The 16322-nt window shown below is 70.0% G+C and carries 17 protein-coding genes; 11 read left to right on the top strand and 6 right to left on the bottom strand.

The window, feature by feature from the left end:
* The coding region (locus tag AWC24_RS00290) for a maltotransferase domain-containing protein (RefSeq protein ID WP_133055674.1) at positions 1-682 on the bottom strand (682 nt) is incomplete at its 3' end.
* A 109-nt stretch (positions 683-791) separates the two neighbouring features.
* Between AWC24_RS00290 and glgP the strand changes: the two genes are divergently transcribed.
* Entirely contained in the window at positions 792-3377 is a 2586-nt protein-coding gene (gene glgP / locus AWC24_RS00295; protein ID WP_085081530.1) for an alpha-glucan family phosphorylase, read from the top strand.
* A gap of 25 nt (positions 3378-3402) precedes the next feature.
* Here glgP and AWC24_RS00300 read toward each other — a convergent pair whose 3' ends face one another.
* Together AWC24_RS00300 and AWC24_RS00305 are read right to left on the bottom strand one after the other, a co-directional pair.
* The gene (locus AWC24_RS00300) at positions 3403-4842 is read right to left on the bottom strand and encodes a neutral zinc metallopeptidase (RefSeq protein ID WP_085081531.1); all 1440 of its coding nucleotides are present in this window, start codon (positions 4840-4842) and stop codon (positions 3403-3405) included.
* Between the two features lie 20 nt (positions 4843-4862).
* Complete coding sequence (locus AWC24_RS00305; RefSeq protein ID WP_085081532.1) at positions 4863-6842, bottom strand: ATP-dependent DNA helicase; 1980 nt, start codon at positions 6840-6842, stop codon at positions 4863-4865.
* 60 nt (positions 6843-6902) lie between these two features.
* On the opposite strand from AWC24_RS00305, the gene AWC24_RS00310 reads away from it, so the two are divergent.
* Positions 6903-7169 (top strand): YdeI/OmpD-associated family protein, encoded by a 267-nt coding sequence (locus AWC24_RS00310; protein WP_085081533.1) that lies wholly within the window; start codon positions 6903-6905, stop codon positions 7167-7169.
* A 12-nt stretch (positions 7170-7181) separates the two neighbouring features.
* Here the strand turns inward: AWC24_RS00310 and AWC24_RS00315 are convergent, their stop codons facing one another.
* Positions 7182-8504, bottom strand: a complete 1323-nt coding sequence (locus AWC24_RS00315) for a nicotinate phosphoribosyltransferase (protein ID WP_085081534.1) — start codon at positions 8502-8504, stop codon at positions 7182-7184.
* Positions 8505-8559: 55 nt separating this feature from the next.
* Here AWC24_RS00315 and clpS point away from each other — a divergent pair, with 55 nt between their 5' ends.
* The 9 genes from clpS to AWC24_RS00360 all read left to right on the top strand — a co-directional run bounded on the left by clpS (position 8560) and on the right by AWC24_RS00360 (position 15588).
* A complete protein-coding gene (clpS, locus tag AWC24_RS00320) occupies positions 8560-8874 on the top strand; it encodes an ATP-dependent Clp protease adapter ClpS (protein WP_085081535.1) in 315 nt (104 codons plus the stop codon).
* A 31-nt stretch (positions 8875-8905) separates the two neighbouring features.
* Positions 8906-9502, top strand: a complete 597-nt coding sequence (gene aosR, locus AWC24_RS00325) for an oxidative stress transcriptional regulator AosR (protein ID WP_085081536.1) — start codon at positions 8906-8908, stop codon at positions 9500-9502.
* Positions 9499-10587: a P1 family peptidase gene (locus AWC24_RS00330; protein ID WP_085081537.1), complete on the top strand. Its 1089-nt coding sequence runs from the start codon at positions 9499-9501 to the stop codon at positions 10585-10587. The genes aosR and AWC24_RS00330 overlap by 4 nt, the downstream gene beginning before the upstream one ends.
* A gap of 7 nt (positions 10588-10594) precedes the next feature.
* A complete protein-coding gene (locus AWC24_RS00335) occupies positions 10595-11248 on the top strand; it encodes a rhomboid family intramembrane serine protease (protein ID WP_085081538.1) in 654 nt (217 codons plus the stop codon).
* A complete protein-coding gene (murI, locus tag AWC24_RS00340) occupies positions 11245-12051 on the top strand; it encodes a glutamate racemase (protein WP_085081539.1) in 807 nt (268 codons plus the stop codon). The genes AWC24_RS00335 and murI overlap by 4 nt, the downstream gene beginning before the upstream one ends.
* 79 nt (positions 12052-12130) lie before the next feature.
* The gene (locus AWC24_RS00345) at positions 12131-12907 is read left to right on the top strand and encodes a cyclic nucleotide-degrading phosphodiesterase (protein ID WP_085081540.1); all 777 of its coding nucleotides are present in this window, start codon (positions 12131-12133) and stop codon (positions 12905-12907) included.
* A gap of 43 nt (positions 12908-12950) precedes the next feature.
* Complete coding sequence (rph, locus tag AWC24_RS00350) at positions 12951-13733, top strand: ribonuclease PH (RefSeq protein WP_085081541.1); 783 nt, start codon at positions 12951-12953, stop codon at positions 13731-13733.
* Entirely contained in the window at positions 13726-14337 is a 612-nt protein-coding gene (locus tag AWC24_RS00355; RefSeq protein WP_085081556.1) for a non-canonical purine NTP pyrophosphatase, read from the top strand. The genes rph and AWC24_RS00355 overlap by 8 nt, the downstream gene beginning before the upstream one ends.
* 3 nt (positions 14338-14340) lie before the next feature.
* The gene (locus tag AWC24_RS00360; RefSeq protein ID WP_085081542.1) at positions 14341-15588 is read left to right on the top strand and encodes a protein kinase domain-containing protein; all 1248 of its coding nucleotides are present in this window, start codon (positions 14341-14343) and stop codon (positions 15586-15588) included.
* Positions 15589-15600: 12 nt separating this feature from the next.
* Here the strand turns inward: AWC24_RS00360 and AWC24_RS00365 are convergent, their stop codons facing one another.
* Positions 15601-15942, bottom strand: a complete 342-nt coding sequence (locus AWC24_RS00365) for a DUF3817 domain-containing protein (RefSeq protein WP_085081543.1) — start codon at positions 15940-15942, stop codon at positions 15601-15603.
* The gene (locus tag AWC24_RS00370; RefSeq protein WP_174813619.1) at positions 15939-16313 is read right to left on the bottom strand and encodes a hypothetical protein; all 375 of its coding nucleotides are present in this window, start codon (positions 16311-16313) and stop codon (positions 15939-15941) included. The genes AWC24_RS00365 and AWC24_RS00370 overlap by 4 nt, the downstream gene beginning before the upstream one ends.
* Positions 16314-16322: the final 9 nt, after the last annotated feature.

Below are 16322 nucleotides of genomic sequence, written 5' to 3' on the forward strand. Positions count from 1 at the left end.
CACCATCCCAGCCGCCCGTCGAGCGCGGAAACATCTCATACCAGGCACCGAAGCGAGCCAGCGGCCGATCCACCCACACCTGGTGGGACTCGCCGCGGGTGACCAACTCGCGCAACGGGTGGCGAGCCAACAGTTCCTCGACCTCACTCGAGAGGGCACGCGCGGCCCGGCCCACCGGATCACCGGGGGCGCGCAGGGCGACGGCCGCTTCCTGCACCGGCCGGCGCTGGGCGGGCGGTATCCCGGCCGCAGCGCGGTCGAACAGATCAGCGCCGACCAACAGGTCGTTGGACAGCTCGGTCTCGCTCTGGCCCGCCTCGAGCTTGGCGGTCACGGCGTTTCGCCAACTCTGCAGCGGATCGCCCCAACCCTCGATGCGGAAGGCCCACAACCCGACCGAATCAGGCGTGAAGCCGGCGTGGAACACGTAGTCGTCGAACCCGGTGTGCATCCGGATGTGCAGCGGTGCGACGCCGGCAGCCGGCGGTGCGGCCGGCGATTCCCCGGGATGCGGGTAGCGGCGTCCGAGATAGCTCACCACCAAGGTCGCCGCGACCGCGTCGTGGCCTTCGCGCCACACGGTGGCCTTGACCGGCACCAGCTCGCCGACCACGGCCTTGGCCGGGTAGCGGCCGCACGAGATGACCGGTTCGACGTCGTCGACCTCGACACGACCAGGCACTCACACTCCGTTCACCGCGGGGCTGTTGTCGCCCACGGTAATGGGCCGGGGATGCCGACCGGCATGAAGCGGCCGGTTCGCAACCGAACCGCCGGTAAGGTGGCGACGTGTGAAAGCACTCCGCCGGTTCACCGTGCGTGCGCATCTTCCAGACCGGCTGCGGGCACTCGAGCAACTATCGATGAACCTGCGCTGGTCATGGGACCAGCCGACGCAGGAGTTGTTCGCCACCATCGACCCCGAGCTGTGGGCCGGGTGCGGGCGGGATCCGGTCGCGCTGCTGGGTGCCGTCAGTCCGGCGCGGCTCGACGACCTGGCCGCCGACGAGGCGTTCACCGGCCGGCTCGACGCCCTGTCGGCCGATCTCGACGAGTATCTGACCCAGCCCAGGTGGTACCAGCAGCAGCAGGACGGCGGCGCGACCCTGCCGGCCGCGATCGCCTACTTCTCGATGGAGTTCGGCGTCGCCGAGGCCTTGCCCAACTATTCCGGAGGGTTGGGGATCCTGGCCGGCGACCACCTGAAGTCGGCGTCGGATCTGGGCGTGCCGCTGATCGCGGTCGGCCTGTACTACCGGTCGGGATACTTCCGGCAATCGCTGACCGCCGACGGCTGGCAGCGCGAGACCTATCCGTCGCTGGACCCGCAGGGGCTGCCGTTGCGGCTGCTGGCCGACCCGAAAGACCCAGCCGGCAACCCGGAACTGATCGAGGTGGCCCTGCCCGGGGCGGGCCGGTTGCGCGCCCGGATCTGGGTGGCGCAGGTCGGGCGGGTGCCGCTGCTGCTGCTGGACTCCGACATCGGCGAGAACGAGCATCAGCTGCGTGGTGTCACCGACCGGCTGTACGGCGGCGACCAGGAGCACCGCATCCGCCAGGAGATCCTGGCCGGGATCGGCGGGGTGCGGGCGATCCGGGCGTTCACCGAGCTCAGCGGTGCCCCCGCCCCCGAGGTGTTCCACATGAACGAGGGCCACGCCGGCTTCCTCGGGATCGAACGCATCCGTGAGCTCATCGCCGAGCAAAACCTGGAATTCGACACCGCGCTGGCGGTGGTGCGATCGGCGACGGTGTTCACCACCCACACCCCGGTTCCGGCCGGCATCGACCGGTTCGGCATCGACATGGTGCGCCGCTACTTCGACGGCGACGCCTTGGCCGGCGGGGTGCCCGTCGAGCGGATCCTAGACCTGGGCGCCGAACCCGACCCCGACACTTTCAACATGGCCCACATGGGACTGCGGTTAGCCCAGCGGGCCAACGGTGTTTCGCGGCTGCACGGCAGGGTCAGCCGGGCCATGTTCAACGGGTTGTGGCCGGGCTTCGACGGCGACGAGGTTCCGATCGGCTCGATCACCAACGGTGTGCACGCGCCCAGTTGGGCGGCGGCGCCGTGGCTGCAGCTGGGCCGCGACCTGGCGACCGCGGAGTCGTTCAGCGAACCCGCGGCCTGGGAGCGCTTGCAGCAGGTCGATCCCGTTGCGCTGTGGTCGATCCGATCGCAGCTGCGGTCGGTGCTGGTCGACGAGGTCCGATTCCGGTTGCTGAGGTCCGGGCTGGACCGGGGTGCTTCCGAGGCCGAGTTGGGCTGGATCGCAACAGCGTTCGATCCCGACGTGTTGACCATCGGCTTCGCCCGCCGAGTGCCCACCTACAAGCGGTTGACGTTGATGCTGCGCGACCCCGACCGGCTGGAGCAACTGCTGCTCGACGAGCAGCGCCCGGTCCAGCTGATCGTCGCCGGAAAGTCCCATCCGGCCGACGACGGCGGCAAGGCGCTCATCCAGCAGGTGGTGCGGTTCGCCGACCGCCCGGAGGTGCGCCATCGCATCGCGTTCCTGCCCGACTACGACATGTCGATGGCGCGGCGGCTCTACGCCGGATGCGATGTGTGGCTGAACAATCCGTTGCGGCCGCTGGAGGCCTGCGGCACATCGGGGATGAAGAGCGCTCTCAACGGCGGGTTGAACCTGTCCATTCGCGACGGCTGGTGGGACGAGTGGTTCGACGGGGAGAACGGCTGGGCGATACCCACTGCCGACGGGGTCGACGATGAGAACCGCCGTGACGACTTGGAAGCCGCGGCGCTTTATGATCTGCTGGCGCAGTCGGTGGTCCCGAAGTTCTACGACCGCGACGAACGCGGGGTGCCGCCGCGCTGGATCGAGATGGTGCACCACACGTTGCAGACGCTGGGGCCGAAGGTGCTTGCTTCGCGGATGGTGCGCGACTACGTCGAGCAGTGCTACGCCCCGGCGGCGCAGTCGCTGCGGCGTACCCGGGAACCGGTCGACGGGGTGCCCTACGGTGCGGCTCGGCAGCTGGCCGACTATCGCGCCCGGGTGGAGCGCGCCTGGCCGCACATCGAGATCACCGACGTCGACAGCACCGGCCTGCCCGACACCCCGCAACTGGGTTCGGATCTGACGCTGACCGCCACGGTCCGGTTGGCCGGCCTGGCGCCCGACGAGGTCACGGTGCAGGCGGTGCTGGGCCGGCTGGACTCCGTTGACACCCTGTTGGATCCGGCCACCGTGGTGATGGCGCACGAGCGCACCGCCGCTGATGGAACCGAGGTGTTCTCGACGACCACCCCGCTACCGGTCGCCGGGGCGGTCGGCTACACGGTGCGGGTGCTGCCGAGCCACCCGCTGCTCTCCGGCGATGCCGAGCTGGGACTGGTCACGCTGGCCTGACATGGTCTGGCCGCGGGGGTAGGCGTTACGGAAAGCGCTGGAGACAGCGGTCCAAGTCGCCGAGCACCCCGGTGCGGTAGGCGTCGATGCGGGAGAAGCCCGCCGGCACCGATTCACCATTGACGTCGCCGGCGGCCAGGCCGTTGGTGAGCAGCCCGGCGACCGCTTCGTCCAGATCGCCCGCGGTCAACGTGATGATGCTGCCATTGGAGGTGGTGACCCCCTGAGACAGCCGGGTGGTGGCGACCCCGGTCAGGCACGCGGTGCGCAGCGCGGCGGCGGCGTTGTCGAGCACCAGCCCGCCGTGCTCGATCTGCACCGCCTGCAGGTAGCGCGACACCAGTACCGAATAGGCGGTGTTGTCGCCGGACAGCGTCGCCAGCTTCTGGTCCTTGCTGGGCGTGCCCATCGCCTGCAGAGCCGGCAGGTCGACCGCGATGGTGTTGGTCGCGGGGCAGTACGACGCCGGTGGGCTGGGCCGGGCGTCGGTGCACGACGACGCGACCGCGGCGTCGAACGTGAGCTGCGGGGGTTTGTTCGGCTCGAACGCGATGTTCATCGCGTCGACGATCACCCGTACCGAATCCTCGCTGACCGGCACCTCACCGGTCTCGTTCTGCTGCAGTTGGACCGGGAGTTCGCCGCGCCGCTGCTCGATCTCCTGGGCGTCGATGGCTTTGCACGATCCGGCGCCGTCGGTGAACCCGAACTGGAACGCCGAGATCCGTTCGAATGCCGAACCGTGCTCGTTGTCGCCGACCGTCTCGCCGGGATTGAGCAGCGGATCGCGCAGCGCCAGCATCGCGGCCAGCACCGCGTTCAATCCGTCACCGGTGCTCAGCGTGAAACGCGGTGAGTCGCCGTGGGCCACCCAGCGCAGGTATACCCCCGCCAGGCAGTCGGCCTGTTGTTCGGCCACCAGCGTCGGGGTCTGGCGCCGCTTGGTGATCCCGGCGGCACGGGCGATCGCGTGCCCGTACTCGTGGGCCAGCACCATGGTGATCGCCATGTCGCCGTAGATGCCGCGCAGCGCCGGCAGCAGCAGTCGGCGGTCCCACCCGATGGTGTCGTCCAGATAGCAGTAGGCCGCATTGATCAGCAGGAAAGTCCTGCTCTTGCAGAATGTTCCGCGTAGCTGGCCGGGATCCCAGGAGAGCAGGGACCGCACCGGCTCAAAGTCGCCGTCGAAGGTGTTGGGGTAACTGGTCGTCCAAAACGCCTCGAGGTCACTGACGGACTGGGCGGCGAGCTGGTCGATACGCCCACCGTCGGTGCCCTCGACCTCGCGGCTCGGCGGCGGGGCGTCGGGACGCAACCCGGTGGGGCCGTCCACCGCCTGCAGGCCGCCCACCCGGAACGGGTCGGCGAAGATCGACACCGGTGTTCCCTCCAGCATTCGCGCGCATCCGCTCAACAGCAGCACCAGGGTGCAGGCGGTGGCGAGAGCACGGTGGCGGCGGCGCATGGGACATCACGATAGTGCGCTCAACCGCCGCGGAGCCGCCGCAGCGCCAGACGGACCTTGTCGGTGTCGGTCGTGGCCCAGAACGGCGGCAGCGACGCCCGGAGATAACCGGCGTAGCGGGCGGTCGCCATCCGCGAGTCCAGCACCGCCACCACGCCCCGGTCGTCGACGCCGCGCAGCAGCCGGCCCGCGCCCTGGGCCAACAGCAGCGCGGCGTGATTGGCGGCGACCGCCATGAAACCGTTGCCGCCACGGGCGCTGATCGCGCGCTGCCGGGCGGTCAACAGCGGGTCGTCGGGCCGCGGGAACGGGATGCGGTCGATGAGCACCAGCGACAGCGACGGCCCCGGAACGTCGACGCCCTGCCACAGCGACAACGTGCCGAACAACGACGTGTCGGCGTCGGCGGCGAACTGCTCGACCAGCGCGCCGGTGGTGTCCTCGCCCTGACACAGCACCGGGATGTCCAACCGCTCACGCATCGCCTCGGCCGCGGCGCGAGCCGCCCGCATCGACGAGAACAACCCCAGGGTGCGGCCACCGGCGGCGGTGATCAGCCCGGCGATCTCGTCGAGTTGTGCGGTCGTGCCGGTGCCGTCACGTCCCGGTGGCGGCAGGTGCGCGGCCACATAGAGGATGCCGGCCTTGGCATGTTGAAACGGCGAACCGACATCGAGCCCCCGCCAACCGGTGTCGGGTTGATGCGGCGGTCCCAGGCCCCAGGCGCCGGCCATCGCGTCGAAGCTGCCGCCGACGGTCAAGGTCGCCGAGGTCAGCACCGTCGTGGCCCGGCCGAACAGCCGATCGTGCAACAGGCCGGCTACCGACAGCGGCGCCACCCGCAGCACCGGCCGCACCGAGCCCCGGGTGTCCTCGTGGCTGAGCCACACCACGTCGGTGCGATCGGGAATGGCCGGTTCGAAGGACGTCAGGACCCGCGCGGCGGTGTCGGCGATCTCCGAGAGGGCGGCCACGGCCTCCTTGCGTGCGGCCGCGGCTCGGGGATCGGACGGCGCGGTATCGATGGCCGAGCGGACTGCGCCGGCAGCATCCCGCAGCGCCGCCAGGTACGTCGCCAGTTCGTCGTCGAGGTAATCCATCCGGCCGGGGGCGCCGTCGTGGATCGCCGAGCCGAACGTCAGCGAGGCGGCGTCGAGGCGCTGGACCAGTTCGGGGGAGACCAGCCGGGTGATCCGCCGCACCGCGATGCTCAGTGCCGCGGCGGTCAACTCGGCGGTGGCCACCGACGTCACCCGGTCCACCAGTTCGTGCGCTTCGTCGACCACCAGCAGGTCGTGATCGGGCAGCACATTGGTCTCCGAGATGGCGTCGATGGCCAACAGTGCGTGGTTGGTGACGACGATATCGGCATCGCCGGCGACGGCACGGGCGCGCTCGGCGAAGCAGTCGGTGCCGAACTGGCAGCGGGTGGCACCCAGACATTCCCGTGCCGACACACTGACCTGCGCCCAGGAGCGTTCCGGTACACCGGGTTTGAGGTCGTCGCGATCCCCCGTATCGGTGTCGTCCGCCCAGGCGGTGAGCCGCTGCACATCCCGGCCCAGGGCGCTGGCAGCGAACGGCTCGAACAGCTCCTCCTGCGGTGCGTCGCCTGATTCATCACTGGTTCCGCTATGGATTTTGTTCAGGCACAGGTAATTCCGTCGACCTTTGAGCAGTGCGAAGGTGGGTCGGCGGGGCAGTACGTCTTCGAGTGCGTCGGCCAGCCGCGGCAGGTCGCGGTCGACGAGCTGCCGCTGCAGCGCGATGGTCGCGGTGGACACCACCACCGGGTGGTCGTCGGCCAGCGCTCGTGCGATCGCCGGAATCAGGTAGGCCAGTGATTTGCCGGTGCCGGTGCCGGCCTGCACCGCCAGGTGTTCGCCGGTGTCGAAGGCGTGCGCCACCGCCGCGGCCATGCGTACCTGGCCGTCGCGTTCGCTACCGCCCAAAGCGGCTACCGCGGTGGCGAGCAGCTCGGGTACGGACGCGTCAGCCATGGTGTGCACACGGTAGCCCGCGTCCCCGTCACATCGTGTCCGTCCCCGTATCCTGAGGCGATGACAAGTCAGCGATTGCCCGGCGGGGCGGTGCACGAGTTACCCGCGGACCTGCGCGACGGTCTGCTCACCAGTTCGACGGCGTTGGCGGCCTGGGAGAGCATTACGCCGTTGGCGCGCAACGAGTTCATCTGCTGGGTCGAAGACGCCAAGCAGCAGGTCACCCGCGAGCGCCGGATCCGCCGGACCCGCGAGGAGCTGGAGGAGGGTAAGCGGCGGCCCTGCTGCTGGCCCGGGTGCAAGCACCGGGAACGCAACGGCCGCTAGCCGACCGGCCGGTCAACAGTGCGGGATCACCCGGGTCGGGATCGCCGGCTCGCCGTGAGCCAGCTTCAATCCCTCCCACGGCAGGCTGAGCAGCCCGGCGGCGACGCGGTCGCGCGCCGCGGCCAGTGCCGCCGCCCCGGTATCGGTCACGATGTCGCCGCCGCGGACCAACGGAACGGTCACCACCCGGTGCGGGCCGCTCACCTCGGGCGGCCGGCCGGCGGGGTGGACCACCTCTTCGATGAGGATGCCGCTCGGCCGGAAAGTCCGCAGCGCCTGTTTGCGTCCACCTGCCGACGTCTTGTCGGCGCTGCGCTTGCACACCGCCACTCCGTCCACCTCGACCAGCTTGTAGACAAAACCGGCCGCCGGGGCACCCGAGCCGGTCACCACCGAGGTGCCGACGCCGTAACTGTCCACCGGCGCCGCACGCAGTGCCGCGATGGCGTATTCGTCGAGATCGCCGGAGACGACGATTCTGGTGGCGGTGGCCCCGAGCCGGTCCAATTGCTCACGGACCTGATGCGCCAACACCGCCAGTTCACCGGAGTCGATACGGACCGCGCCCAGCCGCGGGCCGGCCGCCTCGACGGCGTTGGCCACTCCGGCGGTGACGTCGTAGGTGTCCACCAGCAGCGTGGTGCCGACACCCAGCGCGGCGACCTGGGCGCGGAATGCTGCCAATTCGCCGTCGCCGTCGGCAACGCCGGAGCCGGCGTGCAGCAGCGTGAAGGCATGTGCGCTGGTGCCCAGCACCGGCACCCCGAAGCTGCGGTGCGCTTCCAGATTCGACGTCCCGGCGAATCCCGCCAGGTAGGCGGCCCGGGCCGCCGCGACCGCGGCCTGCTCGTGGGTGCGCCGCGAGCCCATCTCGATCAGCGGTCGGCCGTCGGCCGCGCTGACCATCCGAGCGGCCGCCGAGGCTACCGCGGTGTCGTGGTTGAAGATCGACAGCAGCAGCGTCTCGAGCACGATGCACTCGGCGAAGCCGGCGCGCACGCTCAGCACCGGCGACCCGGAGAAGTACAAGTCGCCCTCGGCGTAGCCGTCGATGTCGCCGCTGAAACGGAAATCACGCAGGTAGCTCACGGTGTCGGGGTCCAAGAATTCCGCGAGCAGCCGCAGGGCGGCGTCATCGAAGCTGAACGAGGTGAGAGCGGCAAGGAACCGGTCGGTGCCGGCCACCACCCCGTAGCGGCGCCCCTCGGGGAGTCGGCGGGCGAACAACTCGAAGCCGGTGCGTCGACCGGCCGTGCCGTCGCGCAGCGCCGCGGCCAGCATGGTCAGCTCGTACTTGTCGGTGAGCAGCCCGCCACCGCGGGCGGAGGTGGTCACCCGCCAACCGTATCGGCTGGACTTTCCCCCACCCCGGCTCGGTATCCTGAGCGCTATGGCCACGTCAGCAGCGACGTCCACCCCGGTGAAACCGCAGGGCACCGGCCAGCGGCATGCCGACCCGGTCGAGGAGACCGCTTCCCCCTGGGTGACCATCGTCTGGGACGACCCGGTCAACCTGATGACCTATGTGACCTACGTTTTTCAGAAGCTGTTCGGTTACAGCGAACCGCACGCGACCAAACTGATGCTGCAGGTGCATCACGAGGGCAAGGCGGTGGTGTCGGCCGGAAGCCGGGAGTCGATGGAGGTCGACGTGTCCAAACTGCATGCCGCCGGGTTGTGGGCGACCATGCAGCAGGACCGCTGAGACGTCAACTCGAAGGGAACCGAACCTCACCGTGCACAAGTGGAAGCGGGTTGAAACCGACGGCGGTCCCCGCTTCCGGTCCGCATTGGCGCTGCACGAGGCCGCATTGCTCCGCAACCTCGTCGGCTCGATCATCGGGATGCTCGAGGCTCGTCAATCCGCCTCTCCGCCCGACGAACTCGAACAGATAACCGGGATGAAGACGGGTAACACCCAGCCGCCGGAGGACGCCACCACGCGGCGGCTGTTGCCGGACTTCTACCGTGCCGACGGCGACGGCGCCGCGGCCGGCGACTCCACGCTTGACGCGGAAGGCCTCAACGCGGCGCTGCGCAGCTTGCACGAGCCGGAGATCATCGATGCGAAACATGATGCGGCGCAACAGGTGTTGGACACGCTGCCGGAACAGGGCGGTCGTTTCGAACTGACCGAGGAACAGGCCAATGCCTGGATTGCGGCCATCAACGACATTCGTCTGGCGCTGGGCACCATGCTGCAGATCGGGCCCGACGGTCCTGATCGGCTGCCGCCCGGCGATCCGCGGGCCGGCCAGCTCAACGTCTATCAGTGGCTCACGGTGCTGCAGGAATACCTGGTGGTCGCGCTGATGGGGCGGCCCGGCCGATGACCGATACCGGTTCGATCACCGAGGTCGCCGGGATCCGGGTGGGCCATCACCACCGGCTGGACGCGGACGCGACGCTGGGATCCGGCTGGGCCAGCGGGGTCACCGTCGTGCTGGCGCCGCCCGGCACGGTCGGTGCCGTCGACAGCCGGGGGGGTGCGCCCGGAAGCCGGGAGACCGACCTGCTGGACCCGGCCAACAGCGTGCGCTGGGTGGACGCGGTGGTGCTCTCCGGCGGGAGCGCCTACGGGCTGGCGAGCGCCGACGGCGTGATGACCTGGCTCGAGGAGCAGGGCCGCGGGGTGGCACTGGACGGCGGTGTGGTCCCGATCGTGCCGGCCGCGGTCGTCTTCGACTTGCCGGTCGGGGGCTGGGACCGACGGCCCACCGCGGAGTTCGGCTATGCCGCCGCGGCGGCTGCCGCCGGTCCCGACGGGGCGAGGCCGGCGACCGGCTGTGTCGGCGCCGGGGTCGGCGCGCGGGCCGGGGTCTTCAAGGGCGGGGTGGGCACCGCGTCGGTCACGCTGGAACTCGGGGAGCGCGGCGAGCACTCGGTCACGGTGGGTGCGCTGGTGGTGGTGAACCCGAGCGGCGAGGTCATCGACGCCACCACCGGCCTGCCGTGGTCGGCCTATCTCGTCGAAGAATTCGGTCTGACCGCGCCGCCGTCGGAGGAGCTGGCGGTGCTCGCCGGGCTGGAACCCAAATCCCGCTCGCTCAACACCACCATCGCGGTGGTGGCCACCGACGCCGCGCTCAGCCCGGCCGGCTGCCGGCGGATGGCGATCGCCGCGCAGGACGGGCTGGCGCGCACCATCCGGCCCTCCCACACCCCCGTGGACGGCGATACCGTGTTCGCGCTGGCGACCGGAGCCGTCGAGGTTCCCGATCTGGCTGATACTCCGGCCGCGATGTCCCCGGAGACCGGCTTGGTCGCCGAGGTGGGTGCCGCCGCGGCGGACTGTTTGGCCCGCGCGGTGCTGGTGGGGTTGCTGGCCGCCGATCCGGTGGCCGGAATACCGACCTACGGCGGCACGTTGCCGGGGGCGTTCGGCAGCAAACCGGCCGGAACGACGGGAGGGCCGTGATGTGGGTATGACCTCCCGATCGGGCGCATCGCCCGCGCCACGTTCCGACAAGACGCCGCTCTGGCGCACCGGCGGGGCCACCGTCGTGGGCTTCGTCGCCCTGCTCTATCTCGTCGAGGCCATCGATCAGGTCGGCGGCCACCAGCTGGACCGCAACGGCATCCGGCCGCTGCAGAGCGACGGCTTGTGGGGGGTCCTGTTCGCGCCGTTGCTGCACGCGAACTGGGCACATCTGCTGGCGAACACCGGTCCCGCGCTGGTGCTGGGTTTCCTGATGACGTTGGCGGGGCAGACCCGGTTCCTGCTCGCCACCGCGATCGTGTGGCTGGCCGGCGGGCTGGGCACCTGGCTGATCGGCAACGTCGGGTCGTCGTGCGGGCCCACCGACCACATCGGCGCCTCCGGGCTGATCTTCGGCTGGTTGGCCTTCTTGGTGGTGTTCGGGTGGTTCACCCGCAGAATCTGGCAGATCCTGGTCGGGCTGGTGGTGCTGGTGCTCTACGGCGGGATTCTCTGGGGAGCGGTGCCGGTGCTGAACGTGTGCGGCGGCGTGTCCTGGCAGGGGCACCTGTGCGGGGCGATCGCCGGGGTACTGGCCGCCTATCTGCTCTCGGGCCCCGAGCGCAACGCCCGCGCGCGGCGGCGGGCGGTCTCGGCGTGATCGGGATCTTCGACTCCGGCGTCGGCGGGTTGACCGTCGCACGCTCGATCATCGACCAGCTGCCCGACGAGGACATCGTCTACGTCGGCGACACCGCCAATGGACCGTATGGGCCGCTGACCATCCCGGAGGTCCGCGCGCACGCATTGGCCATCGGCGACGATCTGGTCGAGCGCGGCATCAAGGCACTGGTGATCGCCTGCAACACCGCGTCGGCGGCCTGCCTGCGCGATGCCCGGGAACGCTACGACGTGCCGGTCGTCGAGGTGATCCTGCCGGCGGTGCGCCGGGCGGTGGCCGCCACTCGCAACGGCCGCATCGGGGTGATCGGAACGCAGGCGACCATCACCAGCCACGCCTACCAGGACGCGTTCGCCGCCGCCCGCGACACCGAGATCACCGCGGTGGCCTGCCCGCGTTTCGTGGACTTCGTCGAGCGCGGTATCACCAGCGGCCGGCAGGTGTTGGGGCTGGCCGAGGGATACCTGGAGCCGCTGCAGCGCGCCGGGGTCGACACCCTCGTGCTGGGTTGCACCCACTACCCGCTGCTGTCGGGCTTGATCCAGCTGGCGATGGGCGAGCAGGTGACGCTGGTGTCCAGCGCGGAGGAGACCGCCAAGGAGTTGCTGCGGGTGCTCTCCGAACGCGATCTGCTGCGTCCGCACCAGGCGCCGCCGGCCACCCGGGTGTTCGAGGCCACCGGTGACCCGGAGGCGTTCGCCGCATTGGCCACCCGCTTTCTGGGTCCGGCGATCACCGGTGTCGGCGCTGTCCAGCGGCACGCTCCGTTGAGTCGGTCATGACCGTGATTTCGACGACGAATAGCGGGCAAAGCGTTGGTGTCTTGGTCATGGTCGCGGCGAACATGGCACAGTAGGGAACGTGCGACTGACCGTGCTCGGCTGCTCCGGCAGTGTGGTGGGTCCGGATTCGCCGGCATCGGGTTACCTGTTGCAGGCTCCGGGTACCCCGCCGCTGGTCATCGACTTCGGGGGCGGGGTGCTGGGGGCACTGCAGCGCCATGTCGATCCCGGCTCCGTCTCCGTTTTGTTGTCGCACCTGCATGCCGACCACTGCCTGGACCTTCCGGGGCTGTTCGTCTGGCGCCGCTACCACCCGTCGGTGGCGGCCACGCCGTTCCCCAAGGGCGTCATATACGGGCCCAGCGACACCTGGTCGCGGATGGGCGCGGCGTCGTCCCCGTACGGCGGCGAGATCGACGACATCACCGACATCTTCGACGTCCACACCTGGGTCGACGGTGAAGCCGTCGAGTTCGGAGGCGTCAGCGTTCGGCCCAGCCTGGTGTCTCACCCGACCGAGTCGTTCGGCATGCGGATCACCGATGCCGCCGGTGTCACCCTGGTCTACAGCGGCGACACCGGCTACTGCGACCAGGTGATCGAACTGGCCCACGGCGCCGATGTGTTCCTGTGCGAGGCGTCATGGACCCACGAGCCCAACCGCCCCCCGAACCTGCATCTGTCGGGCACCGAGGCCGGGCGCATCGCTGCCGCTGCCGGCGTGAGCCAACTCCTGCTCACCCATATCCCGCCGTGGACGGCGCGCGAGGACGTGATCCGCGAGGCCAAGGCCGAGTTCGACGGGCCGGTGCACGCGGTGGTCTGCGACGAGAGTTTCGACATCCGACGGGCCTGACGCACCACCGGTCCTGACACACCGCTCCACTAGGGTTAGCGGCGTGTCCAAACGAGAAGACGGTCGCCTCGACGACGAGCTGCGCCCGGTCGTCATCACCCGCGGATTCACCACGAACCCGGCCGGGTCGGTGCTGGTCGAGTTCGGCGGCACCCGGGTCATGTGCACGGCCAGCGTCACCGAGGGTGTGCCGCGCTGGCGGAAGGGCTCCGGCCGCGGCTGGCTGACCGCCGAGTACGCCATGCTGCCGGCGGCCACGCACACCCGCTCCGACCGCGAGTCGGTCCGGGGCAAGGTCGGTGGCCGCACCCAGGAGATCAGCCGACTGGTCGGGCGCTCCCTGCGCGCCTGTATCGACCTGGCGGCGTTGGGGGAGAACACCATCGCGATCGACTGCGATGTGCTGCAGGCCGACGGTGGTACCCGCACCGCGGCCATCACCGGCGCCTACGTGGCGCTCGCCGACGCGGTCACCTACCTGTCCGCCGCGGGCAAGCTGTCCGACCCCCGCCCGCTGTCCTGCGCGATCTCGGCCGTCAGTGTCGGTGTGGTCGACGGCCGAGTTCGCGTCGACCTGCCCTACGAAGAGGACTCCCGTGCGGAGGTCGACATGAACGTGGTGGCCACCGACACCGGGACCCTGGTGGAGATCCAGGGCACCGGTGAGGGGGCGACCTTCCCGCGCTCGACGCTGGACAAGATGCTCGACGCGGCGCTGGGCGCCTGCGAGAAGCTGTTCGTGGTGCAGCGCGAAGCGTTGGCGCTGCCCTACCCGGGGGTGCTGCCGGAGGGCCCGACACCGAAGAAGGCGTTCGGCTCTGACTGACCTGCTGGTGGCCAGTCGCAACCCCAAGAAGCTGGCCGAACTCAATCGGGTGCTCGAGCACGCCGGTGTTTCCGGGCTGCGTCCCGTCTCGCTGGATGAGGTGCCGTCGTATGACGAAGCGCCCGAGACCGGGGCGACGTTCGAGGACAACGCCCTGGCCAAAGCGCGCGATGGCTATGTCGCGACCGGGTTACCTTGTGTCGCAGATGATTCCGGCCTGACCGTGGTTGCGCTCAACGGTATGCCGGGGGTGCTCTCGGCGCGGTGGTCGGGCAGCCACGGTGACGACGGCGCCAACACCGCCCTGCTGCTGGCCCAACTGCGCGACGTTCCCGACGAACGGCGCGGTGCGGCGTTCGTGTCGGCGTGCGCGCTGGTGTGGGGCGCCGGACCCGACCACGAGGTGGTGGTGCGCGGGGAGTGGCCGGGCAGCATCACCCGCGAAGCCCGCGGCGACGGCGGATTCGGCTACGACCCGGTGTTCGTACCCGAGGGCGCAGTACGCACCGCGGCCCAACTGGGCCCGGCAGAAAAAGACGCCGAGTCGCACCGTGGTCGTGCGCTGGCCCTGCTGCTACCGGCGCTGCGACGGCTCGCGGGGTGAGCCGTGCCGTTAGTGCTCGGCGCTGAATTCGCCGGTTACCGCATAGAACGACTGCTCGGCTCCGGCGCGATGGGCGAGGTGTACCTGGCCCGGCACCCGAGGCTCCCGCGCCGCGACGCGCTCAAAGTCCTGCCCGCCGACCTGACCACCGACGCTGAATTCCGCCAGCGGTTCCAGTTGGAGGCCGACCTCGCGGCGACCCTGTTTCACCCCAACATCGTCGGCGTCCACGACCGCGGCGAATTCGATGGACAGCTTTGGCTCGTAATGGACTACGTGGCCGGTACCGACGCGGCACGGTTCATCGCCGACCGGTATCCCAACGGGATGCCCGAAGACGAAGCCCTGCCGATCGTCGGCGCGATCGCCGAGGCCCTGGACCACGCGCACCAGCGTGGGCTGCTGCATCGCGACGTCAAACCGGCCAACATCCTGATCGCCGATCCCGAAGGTGACTCCCAACGGATCTTGTTGGCCGACTTCGGGATCGTTCGGCAGCTCGGCGCTGCCAGCGGGCTGACCGCCACCAACTTCACCGTCGGCACCGTGTCCTACGCGGCCCCCGAGCAGCTGCGGGGCGACGACCTGGACGGTCGAGCAGATCAGTACGCGCTGGCGGCCACCGCATTTCATCTGCTCACCGGGGTACCGCCGTTCGGTGACGGCAACCCGGTGACGATCATCAGCCGGCACCTGACCGCCGCGCCGCCACTGCTCAGCGAGCGGCGGCCGGAGTTGGCTCACCTCGACGCGGTCCTGGCGACCGGCCTGGCCAAGGACCCAGCCGGGCGATTCGGTGGCTGCCGCGCGTTCGCCGGGGCACTGGCCGAGGCCGTCGGCGGTGAACCGGCGATGGTCTTGGCCGGTGCCGGCCGGCGCCGCTGGCCGTGGGTGGTGGGCGGTGCCGCAGTGCTGGCAGCGGTGGCCGGGATGATCGGGGTCGTCGACCGCGGCGACGATCGCACCGACGTCGTCTCACCCCCGTCGACCACCACCGTGCATCCGACGCAACGGGTGACCGTCACCGTGACGGAGTCGCCCTCGCCGCCGGCTCCGCTGATGTCCCAACCCGCGCCGGTGCCGTCCCGGACGTTCATACCGCCGCCGGCGACCTCGGTCGAGGTCGTGTCGCCGCCGGCCGACGCCAGCGCCGTCTGCCGCGACGGAACCTACTCATTCAGTAAGCGCCGCAGCGGTGCCTGCTCGCGCCACGGCGGGGTGGAGCGCTGGGTGAACCGGCCGGCAAACTGACCCGGTGTGGGGTCAGAGGTTGAACTGGGCCTTGATGTTTCGCGACTGGAAGTGCTCGACGATGATGCCCAGCAGTGGAATGGTGCCCGCCAGCAATACCCCGATCGTCTTGCCGAGCCGCCAGCGCACCTTGACCGCCAGATTGAGCGTGGCCAACAGGTAGGCGAAATACACCCAGCCGTGTACCACGCCGATCCAGGTCGGCGGGTTGTCCACCTTGATCACGTAGCGCACCACGATCTGGTAGCACAGCGCGATCAACCAGACGCCGGTCGCCCACGCCAGCACCCGGTAGGGCAGCAGCGCGCTGCGGATCTTCTCGGCGGGGGCGGCCTGGGCGGGTGTCTCGGTCATGCGGTGTTCCTGTTCTTCCGGTCGTTCGCGGTGAGCTCGGCCAAGTAGGCGTTGTAGTCCCGCAGTGCGGCGTCGTCGGTCGGCGCGGTGGCGGGCCCGGGCCGTTCCGGCAGCAGCCCGGCCGGGATCTCGGTCACCGTATCGGGTCGGTGCGGCTCGGGCGGCGCCTCTTCGTAGCGGACGAATTTACGGTAGGCGTAAACGCAGAACCAGGCGAACAGCGGCCACTGCAGGGCATAGCCGAGGTTCTGGAAGTCGCCGTTGATCTCCTGGAACCGGGTCCACTGCCACCACCCCAACGCCAGGCACGCGCAGGCGGCGACGAGCACCAGCACGATCAGTGCCGGTCTCCGACGCCGTGTAGTGGACACCCCTTGACG

The organism is Mycolicibacter senuensis (assembly GCF_002101885.1).
GTDB lineage: Bacteria > Actinomycetota > Actinomycetes > Mycobacteriales > Mycobacteriaceae > Mycobacterium > Mycobacterium senuense.

What these genes read in the sequence shown, in the direction of transcription:
- AWC24_RS00300 (WP_085081531.1), bottom strand. Translation starts at nt 4,842, where the DNA reads ATGCGCCGCCGCCACCGTGCTCTCGCCACCGCCTGCACCCTGGTGCTG.
- AWC24_RS00305 (WP_085081532.1), bottom strand. Translation starts at nt 6,842, where the DNA reads ATGGCTGACGCGTCCGTACCCGAGCTGCTCGCCACCGCGGTAGCCGCT.
- AWC24_RS00310 (WP_085081533.1), top strand. Translation starts at nt 6,903, where the DNA reads ATGACAAGTCAGCGATTGCCCGGCGGGGCGGTGCACGAGTTACCCGCG.
- clpS (WP_085081535.1), top strand. Translation starts at nt 8,560, where the DNA reads ATGGCCACGTCAGCAGCGACGTCCACCCCGGTGAAACCGCAGGGCACC.
- AWC24_RS00330 (WP_085081537.1), top strand. Translation starts at nt 9,499, where the DNA reads ATGACCGATACCGGTTCGATCACCGAGGTCGCCGGGATCCGGGTGGGC.
- AWC24_RS00335 (WP_085081538.1), top strand. Translation starts at nt 10,595, where the DNA reads ATGACCTCCCGATCGGGCGCATCGCCCGCGCCACGTTCCGACAAGACG.
- AWC24_RS00365 (WP_085081543.1), bottom strand. Translation starts at nt 15,942, where the DNA reads ATGACCGAGACACCCGCCCAGGCCGCCCCCGCCGAGAAGATCCGCAGC.